Below are 15076 nucleotides of genomic sequence, written 5' to 3' on the forward strand. Positions count from 1 at the left end.
CTGTTGCAGCTTCAGACTTACAACAGCCCCTTTAATGATAAACAGACGGAGCTCCTCAATATGATTTTGCCGACTTTAACAGAGGAGCAAAAAATATGGCTGAGTGGTTTTCTGACAGCCAGCACGGAGACGGTATTACATGCAGGAGAACATGCAGCTGCGGTAGAGGTCGCAGAAAAGCCCAATAAAGAGGTGAGCTCTCAGAGTGTGTCTCAAAAAGCAACTATTTTATTTGCATCTCAGACTGGGAATGGCCAGATGATAGCGGATAGTTTTCAAGAAAAGTTGCAGAATGCGGGTTTTGAGGCTGAACTTTTTTCCATGGAAAATTATAAGCCAAAAGAACTTAAGAAAGTAAATCATTTATTCGTGATTTCAAGTACCCATGGAGAGGGAGATCCTCCAGATAATGCGCTCAGCTTTTATGAATTTTTACACAGCCGAAAAGCTCCTGATTTAACAGACACCCACTTTTCTGTGTTGGCATTGGGAGATACCTCCTATGAGTTTTTCTGTCAAACGGGAAAAGACTTTGATAAGCGTCTGGAACAACTGGGTGGAAAACGGTTGTATGAACGTATCGATTGTGATGTTGACTTTGAGGAAGAGGTTGAAGCTTGGATGAGCGGTGTGATTGATGCCTTGCAAGATAGCACAGCCGTTTCTGAACCGACACCTCAGACTGCAACACTTGGGAAAACCGCTGAAAAAGTCCAGACTTCATACGGAAGAACAAATCCTTTTATGGCAGAGATCCTTGAAAATATTAATTTAAATGGACGCGGATCCAATAAAGAGACTCGTCACTTGGAGTTATCTCTTGAAGGCTCAGGGTTTAAATTTGCTCCTGGAGATAGTATCGGTATTTTCCCAGAGAATGATCCTTTTATTGTACATCGTCTTATTGATGAGATGAGTTGGGACCCTGATGAACCGATTGTAGTAAATAAAAAAGGAAAGCAGCTTTCTCTTCAAGAAGCACTGCGTTCTCATTATGAAATTACAGTTTTAACAAAACCGCTTTTGGAAAAAGCAGCAAAATTTACAGATAACGAAGATTTACATCAACTCATCGAAAACGAGAAAGCGTTAAAAGAATACATGTCGGGCAGAGACCTTATAGATGTTGGGAAAGACTTTGGTCCATGGAATGTACCGCCAAGTCAATTTGTCTCTATTTTACGAAAAATGCCTCCGCGGTTATATTCCATTGCTAGTAGTCACGAGGCTAATCCAGATGAAGTCCATTTAACGATTGGAGCCGTTAGATATCATGCTAACGGTAGAGACCGCACCGGTGTGTGCTCAATTCAATGTGCAGAGCGTTCACAGCCGGGAGATACATTACCTGTGTTCGTACAGCCTAATCCGAACTTTAAACTTCCTGACGATCCAGATACGCCTATTATCATGGTAGGACCTGGAACAGGAGTTGCTCCTTTTCGCGCTTTTTTAGAAGAAAGAGAAGAAGTCGGAGCAAACGGTAAAAATTGGCTGTTCTTCGGTGATCAACATTTCCACACTGATTTTTTATATCAAACCGAGTGGCAGCAATATCATAAAGACGGGATCTTAACAAAAATAGATCTAGCGTTTTCACGTGATACGAACGAAAAAATTTATGTTCAGGATCGAATGATGGAAAATAGTAACGAATTGTACCGCTGGATAAATGACGGAGCAGTGATTTATGTATGTGGAGATGAGAAAAAGATGGCTGGGGATGTTCATCAGACGCTGCTAACGATTTTACAGGAGGAAGGCGGCATGAAAGAAGAAGAATCTATAACATATCTTCAAGAGATGCAACGTCAAAAACGTTATCAAAGGGACGTTTATTAAGAAAAAAGGGAAGAAAGGGAGATAAAGAATGAGTAAAATAAAACAGGAGGCTTCCCAATTAGGACCTCCAAGTGATGTCGAGCACATCAAAGAAAAGAGTAATTATTTACGAGGTACCTTGCAGGACACACTTACGGACCCGCTAAGTGCCGGTATACCAGATGATGACAACCGTTTAATGAAATTTCATGGAAGTTACTTGCAAGATGATAGAGATGTTAGAAATGAACGGCGTCTGCAAAAACTGGAGCCTGCTTACCAATTTATGGTGAGAGTACGGGCCCCCGGCGGTGTGGCTACTCCAGACCAATGGCTGACAATGGATCGAATAGCCGGTGAATATGCCGATGGGAGTTTAAAACTGACAACAAGGCAAGCGTTCCAAATGCACGGGATCGTAAAATGGAATATGAAAAACACGATGAAAGAGATCAATGAATCCTTGTTAGATACGCTTGCTGCCTGCGGCGACGTCAATAGAAATGTCATGTGTAATCCAAACCCATATCAATCGGATATTCATTCCGAAGTATATGAATGGTCAAAGAAATTAAGTGAACATCTCTCTCCGAAAACGAGAGCTTACCATGAAATATGGGTAGGGGACGAGAAAGTAGCAGGAACAGAAAAAGAAATGGAAACAGAACCATTATACGGAAAAACATATTTACCAAGAAAATTTAAAATTGGTATGGCTGTCCCGCCTTCTAATGATGTCGATGTTTTCTCTCAAGATCTTGGGTTCATTGCTATATTGGAGGAAAATAAATTAAAAGGGTTCAATGTGCTGATCGGCGGAGGCATGGGAATGTCACATGGAGACACAAAAACATACCCTCAAGTTGCGCGTTTGGCAGGTTTTTGCAAGCCTGAACAAATACTTGAAGTAGCGGAAAATGTGATCTCCATCCAAAGAGACTATGGAAACCGTTCTGTTCGTAAAAATGCTCGTTTTAAATATACGATTGACCGACTTGGATTATCTGTAATTCTTGATGAACTTCATGAGAGGTTAGGATGGGAGCTCGAACCTGGTGAGTCCTATCAATTCGAACATAACGGTGACCGTTTTGGTTGGGTAAAAGGTGCAAATGACCACTGGCATTTCACGTTATTTATTCAAAACGGACGCGTACGGGATGATGGAAACGCACTCTTGAAAACCGGTTTAAGAGAAATCGCAAAAGTGCACCATGGTGAATTTCGACTCACCCCTAATCAGAACTTGATCATTAGTAATGTATCGGAGGAGAAGAGGAAAGAAATTGAGTCCTTAATCGATCAATACGGTTTATCGGACGGAAGTTATGCCTCTGCCCTAAGACGAAATTCTATAGCGTGCGTGGCATTACCTACTTGTGGTCTGGCAATGGCGGAATCCGAGCGTTACCTTCCTTCTTTACTTGATACCATTGAAGAAATACTGAATGAAGCTGGTTTAAGAGAAGAAGACATTGTAATCAGAATGTCTGGCTGTCCAAATGGGTGCTCTCGTGCCCCTCTTGCTGAAATTGCCTTTATTGGAAAAGCACCTGGAAAGTATAACTTATATCTTGGCGGTGGATTTACTGGGGAGAGATTAAATAAATTATATCGAGAAAATATCGGCGAGGAAGAAATTATATCTGCACTAACGCCGATTTTTCACGATTATGCAGCAAATCGGCAAGAGGGAGAACATTTTGGTGATTTTACGATTCGTGCAGGATACGTGAAATCTGTACAGTCAGGTTTGGATTTTCATGAGTTATAAGTTCCAGTACAGCCAATACAAAAGGCATCTTGGAGATTCAGCAAGATGTGCCTGTTTAGTCTAAAGCGAAATAAGCCATCGTGCATAGTGTGCCTTGCATTTAACTATTTAATATCACCCTGTCTTAGACGTAAATACAAACAGTATTATTATTTAGATAGTGAACAATATAAGACGGAGATTACTTAACTGCAAGGAGGATGAAGATGGCTAAAATAGGAGTGGAAGAATCTTTAACAGATGTACAACAGGCCCTCGTAGAAAAGGGACATCAAGTGGTTACTCTTCAACAAGAAAAAGATGCGCAAGGCTGTGACTGCTGTGTGATTACAGGCCAGGATCAAAACATGATGAATATACAAGATAGTGCTACTCAAGGTTCAGTTATTAATGCCCATGGATTTAGTGCAAACGAAATCACGACACAAGTAGAAGAAAAGCTGCAACAACAATAACCTTGTTATTGGAAAGTCAGTGTCATTCCATAATAATTAGAGAATATAAGAGGTCTGCTTACCTGGCAGATCTCTTTTCTATTGTTACCTTACGCTTATGAAGTACAGGGCGATATGGTAAAATAGTGGTTGCACCTATTTGGGAAAGGAGACAAAAGGGTTGAATATTTCGTTAATAATAGCAATCATTATTTGTTTGATCGCTCTCGTTGTAACAATCGCGCTTACTCAAATTGAAGATAAAAACTATGATAGTAAAAAAAGTTTAACTAATTTAACGGTAATTTATATTATAATTTTACCTGCTATCCTTCTACTAGTTGGTGTGATCTGGTTCCTTACATAATGGAAAAAATATAATTTATAAAAGTCGCGTTCTTCGCTAATGATAAAACCGTGGGGATGCTTCCTCTCCCCCATACTGAATAACCAGGGAAAGAGGGGAACTGAGTATGAACAATTTCCGCAGGAACAACCCATTTTTCAATAGAAGACGTAGAAAGGCTTTTAACTTTAATAACAATCGAAATGGGAATTGGAAAGGTATGCTGATGACTTTATTAGGTCTTGGAGCAGGAGCGGCTGCATGGTTTGGCTTGAGTCAAAATCGAAATAATAATAAACAGCAACCGATTCAAGAAATGTTTGCTAATGCGCAACGTGGCGGATCACGCACACAAGCTGCTTTTGCTGAAGAACTATTGCCGGATGTGATGAACAGCGAAGACAAATCGACTGAGTAACATCTTCTTTCATTCAAGAATTTTTGAAGAAACGCATGAGGTGTTTCCATCTCATGCGTTTCGATGCTGATCAATAAATGAAAATCAGCATGCACTCCTTTTTAAAATTCTTACCTGAAACCCTAAGAAATCATTTATCAACATGAAAAAATCCAGCGTTTTATTCTTTATTTTACATGGTATGATATATACAAGAATGTACAAGTTTAAGGCGGTGAGGTTATGGGAAAAGGGAAAGGAATAAAGAGGCATGAATCATTATATCCGTTATCGCACCATCATCATAGTGCGCTCTTTTTAGCGCTAAAGTTAAAAAGAGCCGGCACAGAAGAGGCAAGGGATTCCGTCGAAAAGGTATGGCATGATCTGAAAGAATTTTGGGAACCTGATGGGCAAAACCATTTTCGTGAGGAAGAGGAAATTTTGTTGCCTGCCTATTATGAATACGGTCCCATTGAAACCCCGGAAATACAAGAGATGCTAATAGAACATGTGAAAATTCGCTCGGCTTTTTACTCTCTCATTCAGGACTCCCCTGATTCTACACCAGAAGAATTACTTCCACGCATGCATGAACTAGGGCAGATGTTAGAAGAACATGTACGAAAAGAAGAACGTATCATTTTCCCTGTCATTGAAAAAGCCATCCCCGAAGAGAAACTTCAAGAGTTATCCGTTTATTTCACGTAACAATCATATCACGAAAGAATAGAGAACTCTGTATGTATATGTTAAAAGGAGAATGTCTACGATTTATCTCTCTTTCAGTACACGGTTGAACCGTTTATATACGAATATGGGTTTTTATTCCCTGACAGTACGTTCGTTCTATAAGGCGTAAAAAGATTTAAATAAATGCTTATAGTTATAGACAAATTTCAACAACAATTTAAAATTGTTTGTTGTAGGCTGATATAGAATGTTTTATTGACATTACATAAGCAATAGGAGTTGGCTACTATTTTAAGATATGTTTTGTTAAAAATCAGAATCGCTTGGAAGCGACGGAAGATGCATATTACTGCGGCGCGTTACGGGCTGACAGATGAAAAAACGGTTATCTGCAGTCAGGAGTTGGATGTACTTTTAAATAAGTATCAACATTCAAAAAAGGGGGTTTTCATACAGAGTTATAGAAGTACAATGAAATAATAAGGAGAATGTAACTTTTAAGACATGGGAGTGACAAAATGAATAAATTTACAGATGCAGAGAGAGAAGCAGTTTATAAAGCTATATATACACGAAGAGACGTACGGAGTTTTTTGGATAAACCTCTCCCTGATGAAGCTGTGTTCAGAATTTTAAATGCTGCTCACCACGCACCATCTGTTGGTTTTATGCAACCGTGGAATTTCATCCTAATTAACCATAAAGACGTAAAAGATAAGTTAGCGTGGGCCGCGGAAAAAGAGAGAAAGGCTTTAGCTATTCATTATGAAGGTGAAAGAGAGACGAAGTTTCTTGAACTTAAAGTAGAAGGTTTAAAAGAAGCGCCGTTAACTATTTGTGTAACTTGTGACCCCACCAAAGGGGGATCTCACGTGCTCGGCAGGAATTCCATACCTGAGACAGATATGATGTCAACAGCTTGTGCTATCCAAAATATGTGGCTCGCGTCATGTGCAGAGGGGATAGCAATGGGGTGGGTTAGTTTTTACAAAAAAAATGACATACGTGACATTTTAGACATCCCGCCACACATAGACCCTACCGCTTTAATTTCTCTAGGTTATACCGACACTTACCCGGAAAAACCTATCTTAGAGACTGTAAACTGGGAGCAAAGACAAGAAATGGAACCTCTCATTTTTCATAATACATGGGGGAATAAAGAAAAAACCGCGTCTTCCAGCCAAGAATAGTGGCAGTGTCAGCCAGACGATACAACGTGGCTGCTTTGCTCTCGTTCCTTAAAGGTACGTACGAAATGATTACACTAAACTTAAATAATCGCCGCTTTCGACATGTTGAGGACTTCAACATTGCATGAACGAAAGCAGGCGATATTTTTGTGTCTAAAATGTTTCTCTTGAGAATCAAATAAAGCAGGGTAAAAGGACTGTGGTGTAACAAGGGAAGCTTCTAGTTCTCAGTTTAAAATTGGCACAATTACGTAAGAGGGATGAGAACTATTTTTTACTCAAACATAGTAACTTCGTTCAGAAGTGAAATACAGATAACATTACAAAACCTTAGGAATTTCTTGTATAATTGATAAATATAGCGGGTGCTATCAAATTGATAGCAGTCACTATTAGATAGCTAGCATAGTTCCAGTATGCAAGGAGGAACCGCTCTTGGAAAAGGAACAAAAGGTGCAACTCAACGTAAGAGTAAAAAATGAGACGGCACAATTATTAGATCAAATCGTTGAATATTATCAAGAAAACACGAAGTATGGGAAAGTGTACAAAGGGGAAGTATTAACAGACCTTATTGAAAAAGCTCATGACCTTATGGAGAAGCAAAAATTGATGAAGAATAGAAATAAATAGTGGAGGAGAGAACGGTTGAAAATATTGATAGTAGGTGCTGGTGCCATGGGTTCGCTTTTTGCAGCAAAGCTAGCGAGCCAAGGAGCAACAGTACATATGTATAATCGTAAAAATAACCATACAGATAAAATTAACATGGAAGGGTTAACGGTATTGGTCGACGGTGGAGTAAATCAAACGGTTTCTATGACTGTCTTTCACTCACCAGAAATGATCGATGACTATTATGATATTGTCATTGTATTAGTTAAGGCTTTTGCGACAGAAAAAGTACTACTTTCGTTACTCCCTCATTTGAACAGAAACTCGATTATTTTGTCTCTTCAAAATGGACTTGGCAATGCAGAAACGATAAAAAAGATTGCCCCGAAGCATATCGTTAGTGTTGGAGGGACCGAGACGGGAGCAGGTGTTATAGAGAACGGAGTCATTGCGCAAAGGGCATTTGGTAAAACATATATTGGAGAAACCAATACAAACAATGAAAAATTAACGCACTTCGTCCAACTTTTATCAGCCAGTGGATTAGAATCCTATGTGGTTCCCGATATACAACGAGTGATATGGAATAAGTTAATGATAAATATAGCTTACAATGGCTTAACAGCTATTACACGTTTAAGAAATGGAGATGCTGTTCGCTCAAGTCAGGGGAAACGTATTATCGAAAAAGTAGTCCGGGAAGCAGCAATGGTAGCACAAGCTGAAGGCATATCGTTCCACGATGAGGAGATCTTAAGGAAATGTATACGTATTGGTTATGAAGACATAGGTGAAAATAAGTCTTCTATGCTGACTGATATTATAGAAAAAAGAAAAACAGAAATCGATTATATTAACGGTGCTGTTGTCTCATTGGGAAAAAAACACTCGATCTCTACTCCTTATAACGAGATGATAACCGATTTAATTAAAATGATAGAGGCTAGCTACTCCATTTCTGTTTCTTCTTCTAAGTAAGGTAACGGGCCACCACATATTATGTTTGTATTAATATTCTGACAAATTTACTAGAAGTATGCAAAGTCGTACGAAAAAGTAGTAACAGGGTCAATGGCGCAACATTATTTTCCTCGTTTAATCATAGAAAGACCCTCATACACTAGAAATGTTCTTACGAAATATAAACGGGGAGGGGCTATTTCTAACATGGCTGGAGATAAAGAAAGAAAACGTGACAAGAAAGCTAAGGAAATTGAAAGAGAAACGATACGTGAGATTGATCATACGACAGAGCATCCTGACCAAGAAGATATAAGCTTACAGCAAGATGCGTTTTCACCGAAAGAAAATCACAATATAAACGATAACTATATAAACGGATAGTGTCCAATGGAGGGAAGGCCTAACTGGTCTTCCTGTACTTTTAACCTAATTGTTCCCATAGTTCGTAGAAGTAATAAAGCTCGGGGTAAACGATACTTGTATCTTTTTGTTTCATGCCACCTTTGATTTTTGCTAATGTTTCATTGATGGCTTCCAAATCGTCGCGCTCAACGCTGAATTGAACTCTTTTTGAGATGGTTTCCCAAGAAGCTTCCACATTGTCATATTCATCTGAAGCTTTCTCCCATTCTTTTTTATCAATAAGGGAATGCATGTACTCCATTTGGGCCATGATATCATGTTTTTCTCCTAGCGGTTCCTTTATCCACGTTCCACCCGCCAATAATGCAGCAGATAATAGCATGAACAGCGTAGGAATACAGTATAGAAGCATTTTATTCAATGTAATCATTTCCTTTAATAAGGTCCTTGAAAGTCACTAACATTGTTTTCATCTCCAACATCGTCAGCAAATGTATCAATGTAGAGTGTGTCATTTGGCAATATAGCAGCAAATGCTATTTGGCTAATGTCAACTTCAGCTTTTTGAATGTTGTCGAGTAACCATTCCTTATTTTTATTTCGCTGTTTAAGGTTTTGTTCAATTATTTTTCCATCATTGATCACTTCCGTCGTTAGTCGCGCGATATGATAAGGGATATGTAAGTCTTTTTTTTGGACCGGCAAATAAGGGGATTCTGGGAGAACCGATACAGAGCCATCTGGTTCTAATAAGGCAAGTCCAACTTCTAAGGGAGAGAAGATATTTTTTTGCCGAAGCTGTGCCATTAATTCATTCTTAGTAATGCGGACTTTTTTTAAATTATGTTCTAATATTTTACCGTTTTGCATTAACACAACCGGTTCAGAATCTTGAACTTTGGACCAAAAAGAGCTTTTAATCCCGATCCATTGTAAAGCAAACGTCAATATTAAAAATACGGATAGAGCAAGCCAATGCACCATGGCTTTCGTAGTTAAATCTGTAGCCATTGCTGCAGCTATAGAGCCAATTGTAATCCCGTTTATATAATCAAACATGGTAAAGTTACCGATTTGCTGTTTGCCTATAAGACGAGCATAAATAAGGATTACAAAGAACGTAATAAATGCTCTCACAATCACAACCAGTGATTCTTGCATAAATGTTCACCTAATGAAGAAGACATATGTTTATCCTTTCCTGTAACTCGCATTTTTATTCTGTGGAGGAGAAGGGGGATATGAACATGGGAAGAATGAATCCAACGGCTTTCTTTTGTTTTAAGTTTACATAATATATATTATAAGAAGTAAAAGAAAAGATGAAAAAACCGTCTCATATACTAAGTAAACTTAAGATAATGAGACGGAAGAAAAATTAATCCAAACTCCACTATGTAACTCGTTACATAATGAACAGGCATTTCACTAAGCAAGACCCATTGCGTAGTAAATGATCCATCCAAGCATTAACAATGAAATGAGTCCTTCGCCAAAAATAGAACCTGTTTTTGTGGTGACAGGAAAACTTACATTGTATTTAATGGGATATAATATAGCCACACCACGTGTCGTGAGCATGTCCAATAAAATGTGGCTAATTATCCCGCTTAATAAACCTGCTTGAATGGCTGTTCCGTATACTCCAGGTATTCCCTCTACTACGAGATACATAAAAAAGACAAAAAGTATACTGTGTGTGATTGTTCGATGCCCAAATATCTTACCAATCAATTTTGAAAGAATTCCCGTTCGTCTTCCAATCCATGAAAAAGGCTGGCAAATGTCAGGCAGCAGCCCACCCGCTAACGCACTAGCGGTGAAAACTATTCCTTCTGGGCTGTAAATCGTTGTAATTGGTAACGATGAGATAGTTAAATAAAAAGTTCCTGTTGCAATAGCTCCAATAGCATGTGTACCTGCATTCATACATATTACCTTTCTAATAGTTTACATAATAATTGTATTGTTAAGTTTTATCTGCTTCTGTAGTTATATTTAAATGATCTGTTTTTATCCATATCTCCCGGATGTTACCACTCTCTTCTACATCAATGACAAAAGAGCCGTTATTGTAACGATCAACGGGGCGTAAGCTGCTGGTGGACTGCGTCGATACTTGATCCTCTTCCGTACGAATTTGTACATCGACATCTTGGTTTATTAATTCTAAGCCGACGATGAAATGGGGTTTTGTCTTTAGCTCACGGAGCATAACTACCCCTCTATTTGCCCGAGACCCTGACTCGAATTCTTTTAGAGACATTTTTTTCATTGCCCCTCGCTGGGTCATTGCAATCAGCCACGACGAATCATTATTTGCTGGAACACAAAAACCATTTACTACGGTGTCATTTTTCTTCAGGTTTATTCCTTTTACCCCGGCTGCTCGTTGACCGACTGGAGATACTTCAGACTCTGGAAATCGCAGACCGAAACCATTGTGTGTCCCGATAAATATATCAGTTTCTCCATTTGTCAGCTGTATGTTTCTCACTTCGTCATTATCTTTTAATTTAACCGCAACAAGAGCTCGAGTATAACGTTGAGCTTGATAAGCAGATAAAGCAGTACGTTTTACCATTCCTTGTTTTGTAAAGAATACGAGGAATCTATCCTCATTAAACTCAGACACAGGTATCGCTTGAATTAATATATCGTCTGGTTCAACTTGTACAATATTACCGATATGCTGTGCATTGTCTTTCCAACGAATATCCGGCAGTTGGTGAACGGGCATATAGATATATCGTCCATTTTGTGTAAATATTAGCAAGGTATCGGTAGTATTTAGCTGTTGTGCAAATAACAAGTCATCTGTTTCTTTCATACCGGGCGGCTCTTCATTAGAAGCGCTATAAGACCGGAGACTGGTTCTTTTAACATACCCTTCTCTCGTAATACTAACAATCACGTCTTCAGAAGGTACCATGACTTCTAAATCAATTTTTAATTCTTCGATTTCGTCTTCAATCACCGTTTTCCGATCGTCCGCGTATGCTTTTTTCACACGTTGTAATTGCCTTTTTATTACATTTAATAGTTTCTTTTCACTAGAAAGGATGCCCTTTAATTTTTCTATTTCTTTTGCAAGTTCTTCTGATTCGTTTTCTAGTGTTTGAACATCTGTATTCGTTAAACGATATAATTGGAGTGTGACAATAGCTTCCGCTTGGACTTCCGTAAAATGGTATTGTTCCATTAAGTTATGTTTTGCGTCTTTTTTATCTCGTGAAGACCTAATAATAGCTATTACTTCATCTAAGACTGAAACAGCTTTTATGAGACCTTCTACAATATGCTGTCTTTTTTCGGCTTTTTCTAATTCAAACCGGCTTTTGTTTGTCACTACTTCTTTCTGGTGGTCAATGTATGCGTTCAGTATCTCTTTTAACCCTAGTAGTTTTGGAGTTTTGTTTTGAATTGCGACCATATTAAAGTTATATGATACTTGTAAATCTGTTGTCTTGTATAAATAATTTAAAATCCCATGAGGATCCGCTTCTCTTTTTAGCTCGACAACGATTCGCAAACCAGTTCGATCGGTGTCGTCTCGTACTTCTGCAATGCCCTCTATTTTTTTATCAAATCGGATTTCGTCCATTTTCTTGACTAAATTTGCTTTCACCACGTCATATGGGATTTCCGAGATGACAATTTGTTTCCGGCCTCCGCGCACTTCAGTGATTTCAGCTTTTGCTCTTACAACTATCTTACCGCGACCTGTTTCATACGCTTTTTTGATACCATCTACGCCTTGTATAATCCCCCCTGTTGGAAAATCGGGGCCTTTTAAAACGGTCATAAGCTCATCGACCGTACACGCAGGTTTCTGCATGACTAGCAAAGTTGCATCGATCACTTCCCCTAAATGATGAGGAGGTATATCTGTCGCATATCCCGATGAAATGCCGGTCGAACCATTTACGAGTAAATTGGGATATAAAGCGGGTAAGACGACGGGCTCTTGTAAGGAATCATCAAAATTAGGAATATGTTCAACTGTATCTTTTTCTATATCTTTTAACAGCTCTGCTGCTATAGAGGATAAGCGAGCTTCTGTATACCTCATAGCCGCAGGAGGATCCCCGTCAATAGAGCCGTTATTTCCGTGCATTTCTATTAGAGGAAGTCTGCTCTTCCACTCTTGGCTCATCCGTACCATTGCCTCATACACCGAGCTATCTCCATGCGGATGATAATTACCAATCACATTCCCTACCGTCTTGGCAGCCTTACGGAAAGGTTTGTCTGCCGTATTCCCATCTTGAAGCATGGCGTATAGGATGCGCCGTTGTACAGGTTTTAAGCCGTCTCTTGCGTCAGGCAAGGCACGTTCCTGGATAATATATTTACTGTAGCGTCCAAATCTGTCGCCAAGTACGTCTTCTAGAGGTAAATCTAAGAATTTTTCCGCCTCTGCCACTCTTTAATCCTCCTTTGTAACATGTAGATTTTCATTTTCTAAAATATTTGTTTCTTCTTCGAGACCAAATGCTACATGGGATTCAATCCATTTTCTACGTGGCTCTACTTTGTCTCCCATTAATGTTGTTACTCTTTTATCCGCACGAGCAAGGTCATCGATCGTAACGCGGATGAGCGTTCTTGTTTCTGGATTCATTGTGGTTTCCCAGAGCTGCGTGGCATCCATTTCACCTAGACCTTTGTATCGTTGGATGGTGTATCCTTTCCCAACTTTTTTAATGGCGTCTTCTAATCCTCTCTCATCCCAAGCGTATTCTATCTTTTCCTTCTTGCCGCTTCCTTTGCTGACTTTATACAAAGGAGGCAGGGCAATATATACTTTTCCTGCTTCCACCAAGGGACGCATATAGCGATAGAAAAAAGTAAGTAATAAGACTTGGATATGAGCACCATCAGTGTCAGCATCTGTCATAACGACCACTTTATCGTAATTGCGGTCTTCCATAGAAAAGTCTGTTCCAACTCCGGCACCGAGGGCATAAATAATCGTACGAATTTCTTCATTTTTCATTATGTCATCGAGCTTTGCCTTTTCTGTATTAATGACTTTTCCCCGTAATGGTAATACGGCTTGGAATTTTCGGTCTCTCCCTTGTTTCGCTGAACCGCCGGCGGAATCTCCCTCCACGAGGTACAGTTCATTTTTTTCCGGATTTTTAGATTGAGCGGGTGTGAGTTTTCCGCTTAACAACACATCTTTTTTCCTGTTTTTCTTTCCTTGCCTTGCCTCTTCTCTAGCTTTTCGTGCCGCTTCACGAGCTTGAGCTGCTTTGATCGCTTTCTTCACCAGCATGGAGCTAATAGATGCGTTTTCTTCAAGGAAATAACTCAGCTTTTCTGAAATGACTTGGTCTACCGCTGAACGCGCTTCCGGAGTACCAAGTTTTCCTTTTGTTTGACCTTCAAATTGCAATAAGTCTTCTGGTATCCGAATAGAAATGACAGCAGTAAAGCCTTCTCTAATATCTGAACCATCTAAGTTTTTATCTTTTTCCTTAAGAAAATTCATCTTGCGAGCATAATCATTTACGGCTCTTGTTATTGCTGTTTTCGCTCCTGATTCGTGCGTGCCTCCGTCTCTCGTTCTTACATTGTTAACGAAAGAAAGAATATTTTCTGTATAAGCATCGTTGAATTGAAAAGCAAATTCTACTTCAATATCTTGACTCTTTCCTTCAAAAAAGACGACTGGATGAAGCATCTCTTTATCTTCATTCAAATATTCAACAAAAGCCTGGATTCCAGTTTCATATGTAAATGTGTCCGTTCTATAATCTTCTTTGTTCTTCGGCCTTTCATCATGAAGGCGGATAGTAACACCATTTAGAAGAAAAGATGCTTCTCGTAATCTTTCTGCAAGCGTATCGTATTGAAAAGTCGTTGAACTGAACACAGAAGGATCGGGCTTAAAACGTATCATTGTTCCTGTCTGTTTTGTTTTTCCCTCTTTTTTTAAGGAAGTAATTGGCTTTCCACCATGTGAAAATTTTTGTTGGTACATTTGTCCGTCTCTACAAATAGTCACTGTCAGCCATTCAGATAGAGCGTTAACTACAGAGGCGCCGACGCCATGTAATCCCCCGCTCGTAGCATACCCGCCTTGACCGAACTTCCCGCCGGCATGGAGTACCGTAAAAATAACTTCTGGGGTAGGTTTACCTGTCCGATGGGTCCCTGTCGGAATACCTCTTCCTTCGTCTCTTACGGACACGCTATTATCTTTATGGAGAGTGACTTCAATAACGTCACCGAAACCTGCTAATGCTTCATCGACAGCATTGTCTAATATTTCGAAAACAAGGTGATGCAATCCTCTCGCATCTGTGCTGCCGATATACATACCTGGACGCTTGCGCACAGCTTCAAGACCTTCAAGAACCTGTATTGTATCATCATTGTAGTTCACTGTTTGCTTCATTCGTAGGTCTCCTTTCTCCTATGTACGCACAAACTATGGAGTTTACCTTTTATTAGTTGTACTATATTTCT

At 39.3% G+C, this 15076-nt stretch carries 16 protein-coding genes; 11 read left to right on the plus strand and 5 right to left on the minus strand.

Features of this window, described 5'->3' with window-relative positions; genetic code table 11:
• The first annotated feature begins 3 nt into the window (after positions 1–3).
• The 11 genes from BM095_RS02460 (at position 4) to BM095_RS16475 (ending at position 8617) form a co-directional block, all read left to right on the plus strand.
• On the plus strand, positions 4–1842 hold the full coding sequence (locus BM095_RS02460) for an assimilatory sulfite reductase (NADPH) flavoprotein subunit (protein WP_091656917.1): 1839 nt from the start codon (positions 4–6) through the stop codon (positions 1840–1842).
• Between the two features lie 28 nt (positions 1843–1870).
• The gene (cysI, locus tag BM095_RS02465; RefSeq protein ID WP_091656919.1) at positions 1871–3595 is read left to right on the plus strand and encodes an assimilatory sulfite reductase (NADPH) hemoprotein subunit; all 1725 of its coding nucleotides are present in this window, start codon (positions 1871–1873) and stop codon (positions 3593–3595) included.
• 206 nt (positions 3596–3801) lie between these two features.
• Positions 3802–4050 carry a YkuS family protein gene (locus BM095_RS02470; protein WP_091656922.1) on the plus strand — a complete coding sequence of 83 codons (249 nt, stop codon included), beginning with the start codon at positions 3802–3804 and terminating at the stop codon, positions 4048–4050.
• Between the two features lie 139 nt (positions 4051–4189).
• On the plus strand, positions 4190–4396 hold the full coding sequence (locus BM095_RS02475) for a BshB3 potential contributor to bacillithiol synthesis (protein ID WP_245757779.1): 207 nt from the start codon (positions 4190–4192) through the stop codon (positions 4394–4396).
• Positions 4397–4502: 106 nt separating this feature from the next.
• Positions 4503–4793, plus strand: a complete 291-nt coding sequence (locus BM095_RS02480) for a hypothetical protein (protein ID WP_091656927.1) — start codon at positions 4503–4505, stop codon at positions 4791–4793.
• 222 nt (positions 4794–5015) lie between these two features.
• Positions 5016–5483, plus strand: coding sequence for a hemerythrin domain-containing protein (locus BM095_RS02485; protein WP_245757780.1), 468 nt, complete (start codon positions 5016–5018; stop codon positions 5481–5483).
• Positions 5484–5768: 285 nt separating this feature from the next.
• Positions 5769–5945, plus strand: a complete 177-nt coding sequence (locus BM095_RS02490) for an aspartyl-phosphate phosphatase Spo0E family protein (RefSeq protein WP_143083169.1) — start codon at positions 5769–5771, stop codon at positions 5943–5945.
• Positions 5946–5983: 38 nt separating this feature from the next.
• A complete protein-coding gene (gene bluB, locus BM095_RS02495) occupies positions 5984–6658 on the plus strand; it encodes a 5,6-dimethylbenzimidazole synthase (protein ID WP_091656932.1) in 675 nt (224 codons plus the stop codon).
• A 435-nt stretch (positions 6659–7093) separates the two neighbouring features.
• Positions 7094–7291 carry a hypothetical protein gene (locus BM095_RS02500; RefSeq protein WP_091656935.1) on the plus strand — a complete coding sequence of 66 codons (198 nt, stop codon included), beginning with the start codon at positions 7094–7096 and terminating at the stop codon, positions 7289–7291.
• A gap of 15 nt (positions 7292–7306) precedes the next feature.
• Positions 7307–8251, plus strand: a complete 945-nt coding sequence (locus BM095_RS02505; RefSeq protein WP_091656937.1) for a ketopantoate reductase family protein — start codon at positions 7307–7309, stop codon at positions 8249–8251.
• Positions 8252–8440: 189 nt separating this feature from the next.
• Positions 8441–8617, plus strand: coding sequence for a hypothetical protein (locus tag BM095_RS16475; protein WP_177194661.1), 177 nt, complete (start codon positions 8441–8443; stop codon positions 8615–8617).
• 40 nt (positions 8618–8657) lie between these two features.
• On the opposite strand, the gene BM095_RS02510 is transcribed toward BM095_RS16475, so the two are convergent.
• The 5 genes from BM095_RS02510 to parE form a co-directional block, all read right to left on the minus strand.
• Complete coding sequence (locus tag BM095_RS02510) at positions 8658–9011, minus strand: DUF4363 family protein (protein ID WP_245757799.1); 354 nt, start codon at positions 9009–9011, stop codon at positions 8658–8660.
• A gap of 23 nt (positions 9012–9034) precedes the next feature.
• Positions 9035–9760: a DUF421 domain-containing protein gene (locus BM095_RS02515; protein WP_091656943.1), complete on the minus strand. Its 726-nt coding sequence runs from the start codon at positions 9758–9760 to the stop codon at positions 9035–9037.
• Positions 9761–10027: 267 nt separating this feature from the next.
• Positions 10028–10528 carry a metal-dependent hydrolase gene (locus tag BM095_RS02520; protein WP_091656947.1) on the minus strand — a complete coding sequence of 167 codons (501 nt, stop codon included), beginning with the start codon at positions 10526–10528 and terminating at the stop codon, positions 10028–10030.
• 40 nt (positions 10529–10568) lie between these two features.
• Positions 10569–13025 carry a DNA topoisomerase IV subunit A gene (gene parC / locus BM095_RS02525; RefSeq protein WP_091656951.1) on the minus strand — a complete coding sequence of 819 codons (2457 nt, stop codon included), beginning with the start codon at positions 13023–13025 and terminating at the stop codon, positions 10569–10571.
• 3 nt (positions 13026–13028) lie between these two features.
• The gene (gene parE / locus BM095_RS02530; protein WP_091656953.1) at positions 13029–15005 is read right to left on the minus strand and encodes a DNA topoisomerase IV subunit B; all 1977 of its coding nucleotides are present in this window, start codon (positions 15003–15005) and stop codon (positions 13029–13031) included.
• Positions 15006–15076: the final 71 nt, after the last annotated feature.

It is taken from the genome of Alteribacillus iranensis, assembly GCF_900113025.1.
Taxonomy (GTDB): Bacteria; Bacillota; Bacilli; order Bacillales; family Marinococcaceae; genus Alteribacillus_A; species Alteribacillus_A iranensis.

What these genes read in the sequence shown, in the direction of transcription:
- cysI (WP_091656919.1), top strand. Translation starts at nt 1,871, where the DNA reads ATGAGTAAAATAAAACAGGAGGCTTCCCAATTAGGACCTCCAAGTGAT.
- BM095_RS02470 (WP_091656922.1), top strand. Translation starts at nt 3,802, where the DNA reads ATGGCTAAAATAGGAGTGGAAGAATCTTTAACAGATGTACAACAGGCC.
- BM095_RS02480 (WP_091656927.1), top strand. Translation starts at nt 4,503, where the DNA reads ATGAACAATTTCCGCAGGAACAACCCATTTTTCAATAGAAGACGTAGA.
- BM095_RS02485 (WP_245757780.1), top strand. Translation starts at nt 5,016, where the DNA reads ATGGGAAAAGGGAAAGGAATAAAGAGGCATGAATCATTATATCCGTTA.
- bluB (WP_091656932.1), top strand. Translation starts at nt 5,984, where the DNA reads ATGAATAAATTTACAGATGCAGAGAGAGAAGCAGTTTATAAAGCTATA.
- BM095_RS16475 (WP_177194661.1), top strand. Translation starts at nt 8,441, where the DNA reads ATGGCTGGAGATAAAGAAAGAAAACGTGACAAGAAAGCTAAGGAAATT.
- BM095_RS02510 (WP_245757799.1), bottom strand. Translation starts at nt 9,011, where the DNA reads ATGCTTCTATACTGTATTCCTACGCTGTTCATGCTATTATCTGCTGCA.
- BM095_RS02515 (WP_091656943.1), bottom strand. Translation starts at nt 9,760, where the DNA reads ATGCAAGAATCACTGGTTGTGATTGTGAGAGCATTTATTACGTTCTTT.
- BM095_RS02520 (WP_091656947.1), bottom strand. Translation starts at nt 10,528, where the DNA reads ATGAATGCAGGTACACATGCTATTGGAGCTATTGCAACAGGAACTTTT.
- parE (WP_091656953.1), bottom strand. Translation starts at nt 15,005, where the DNA reads ATGAAGCAAACAGTGAACTACAATGATGATACAATACAGGTTCTTGAA.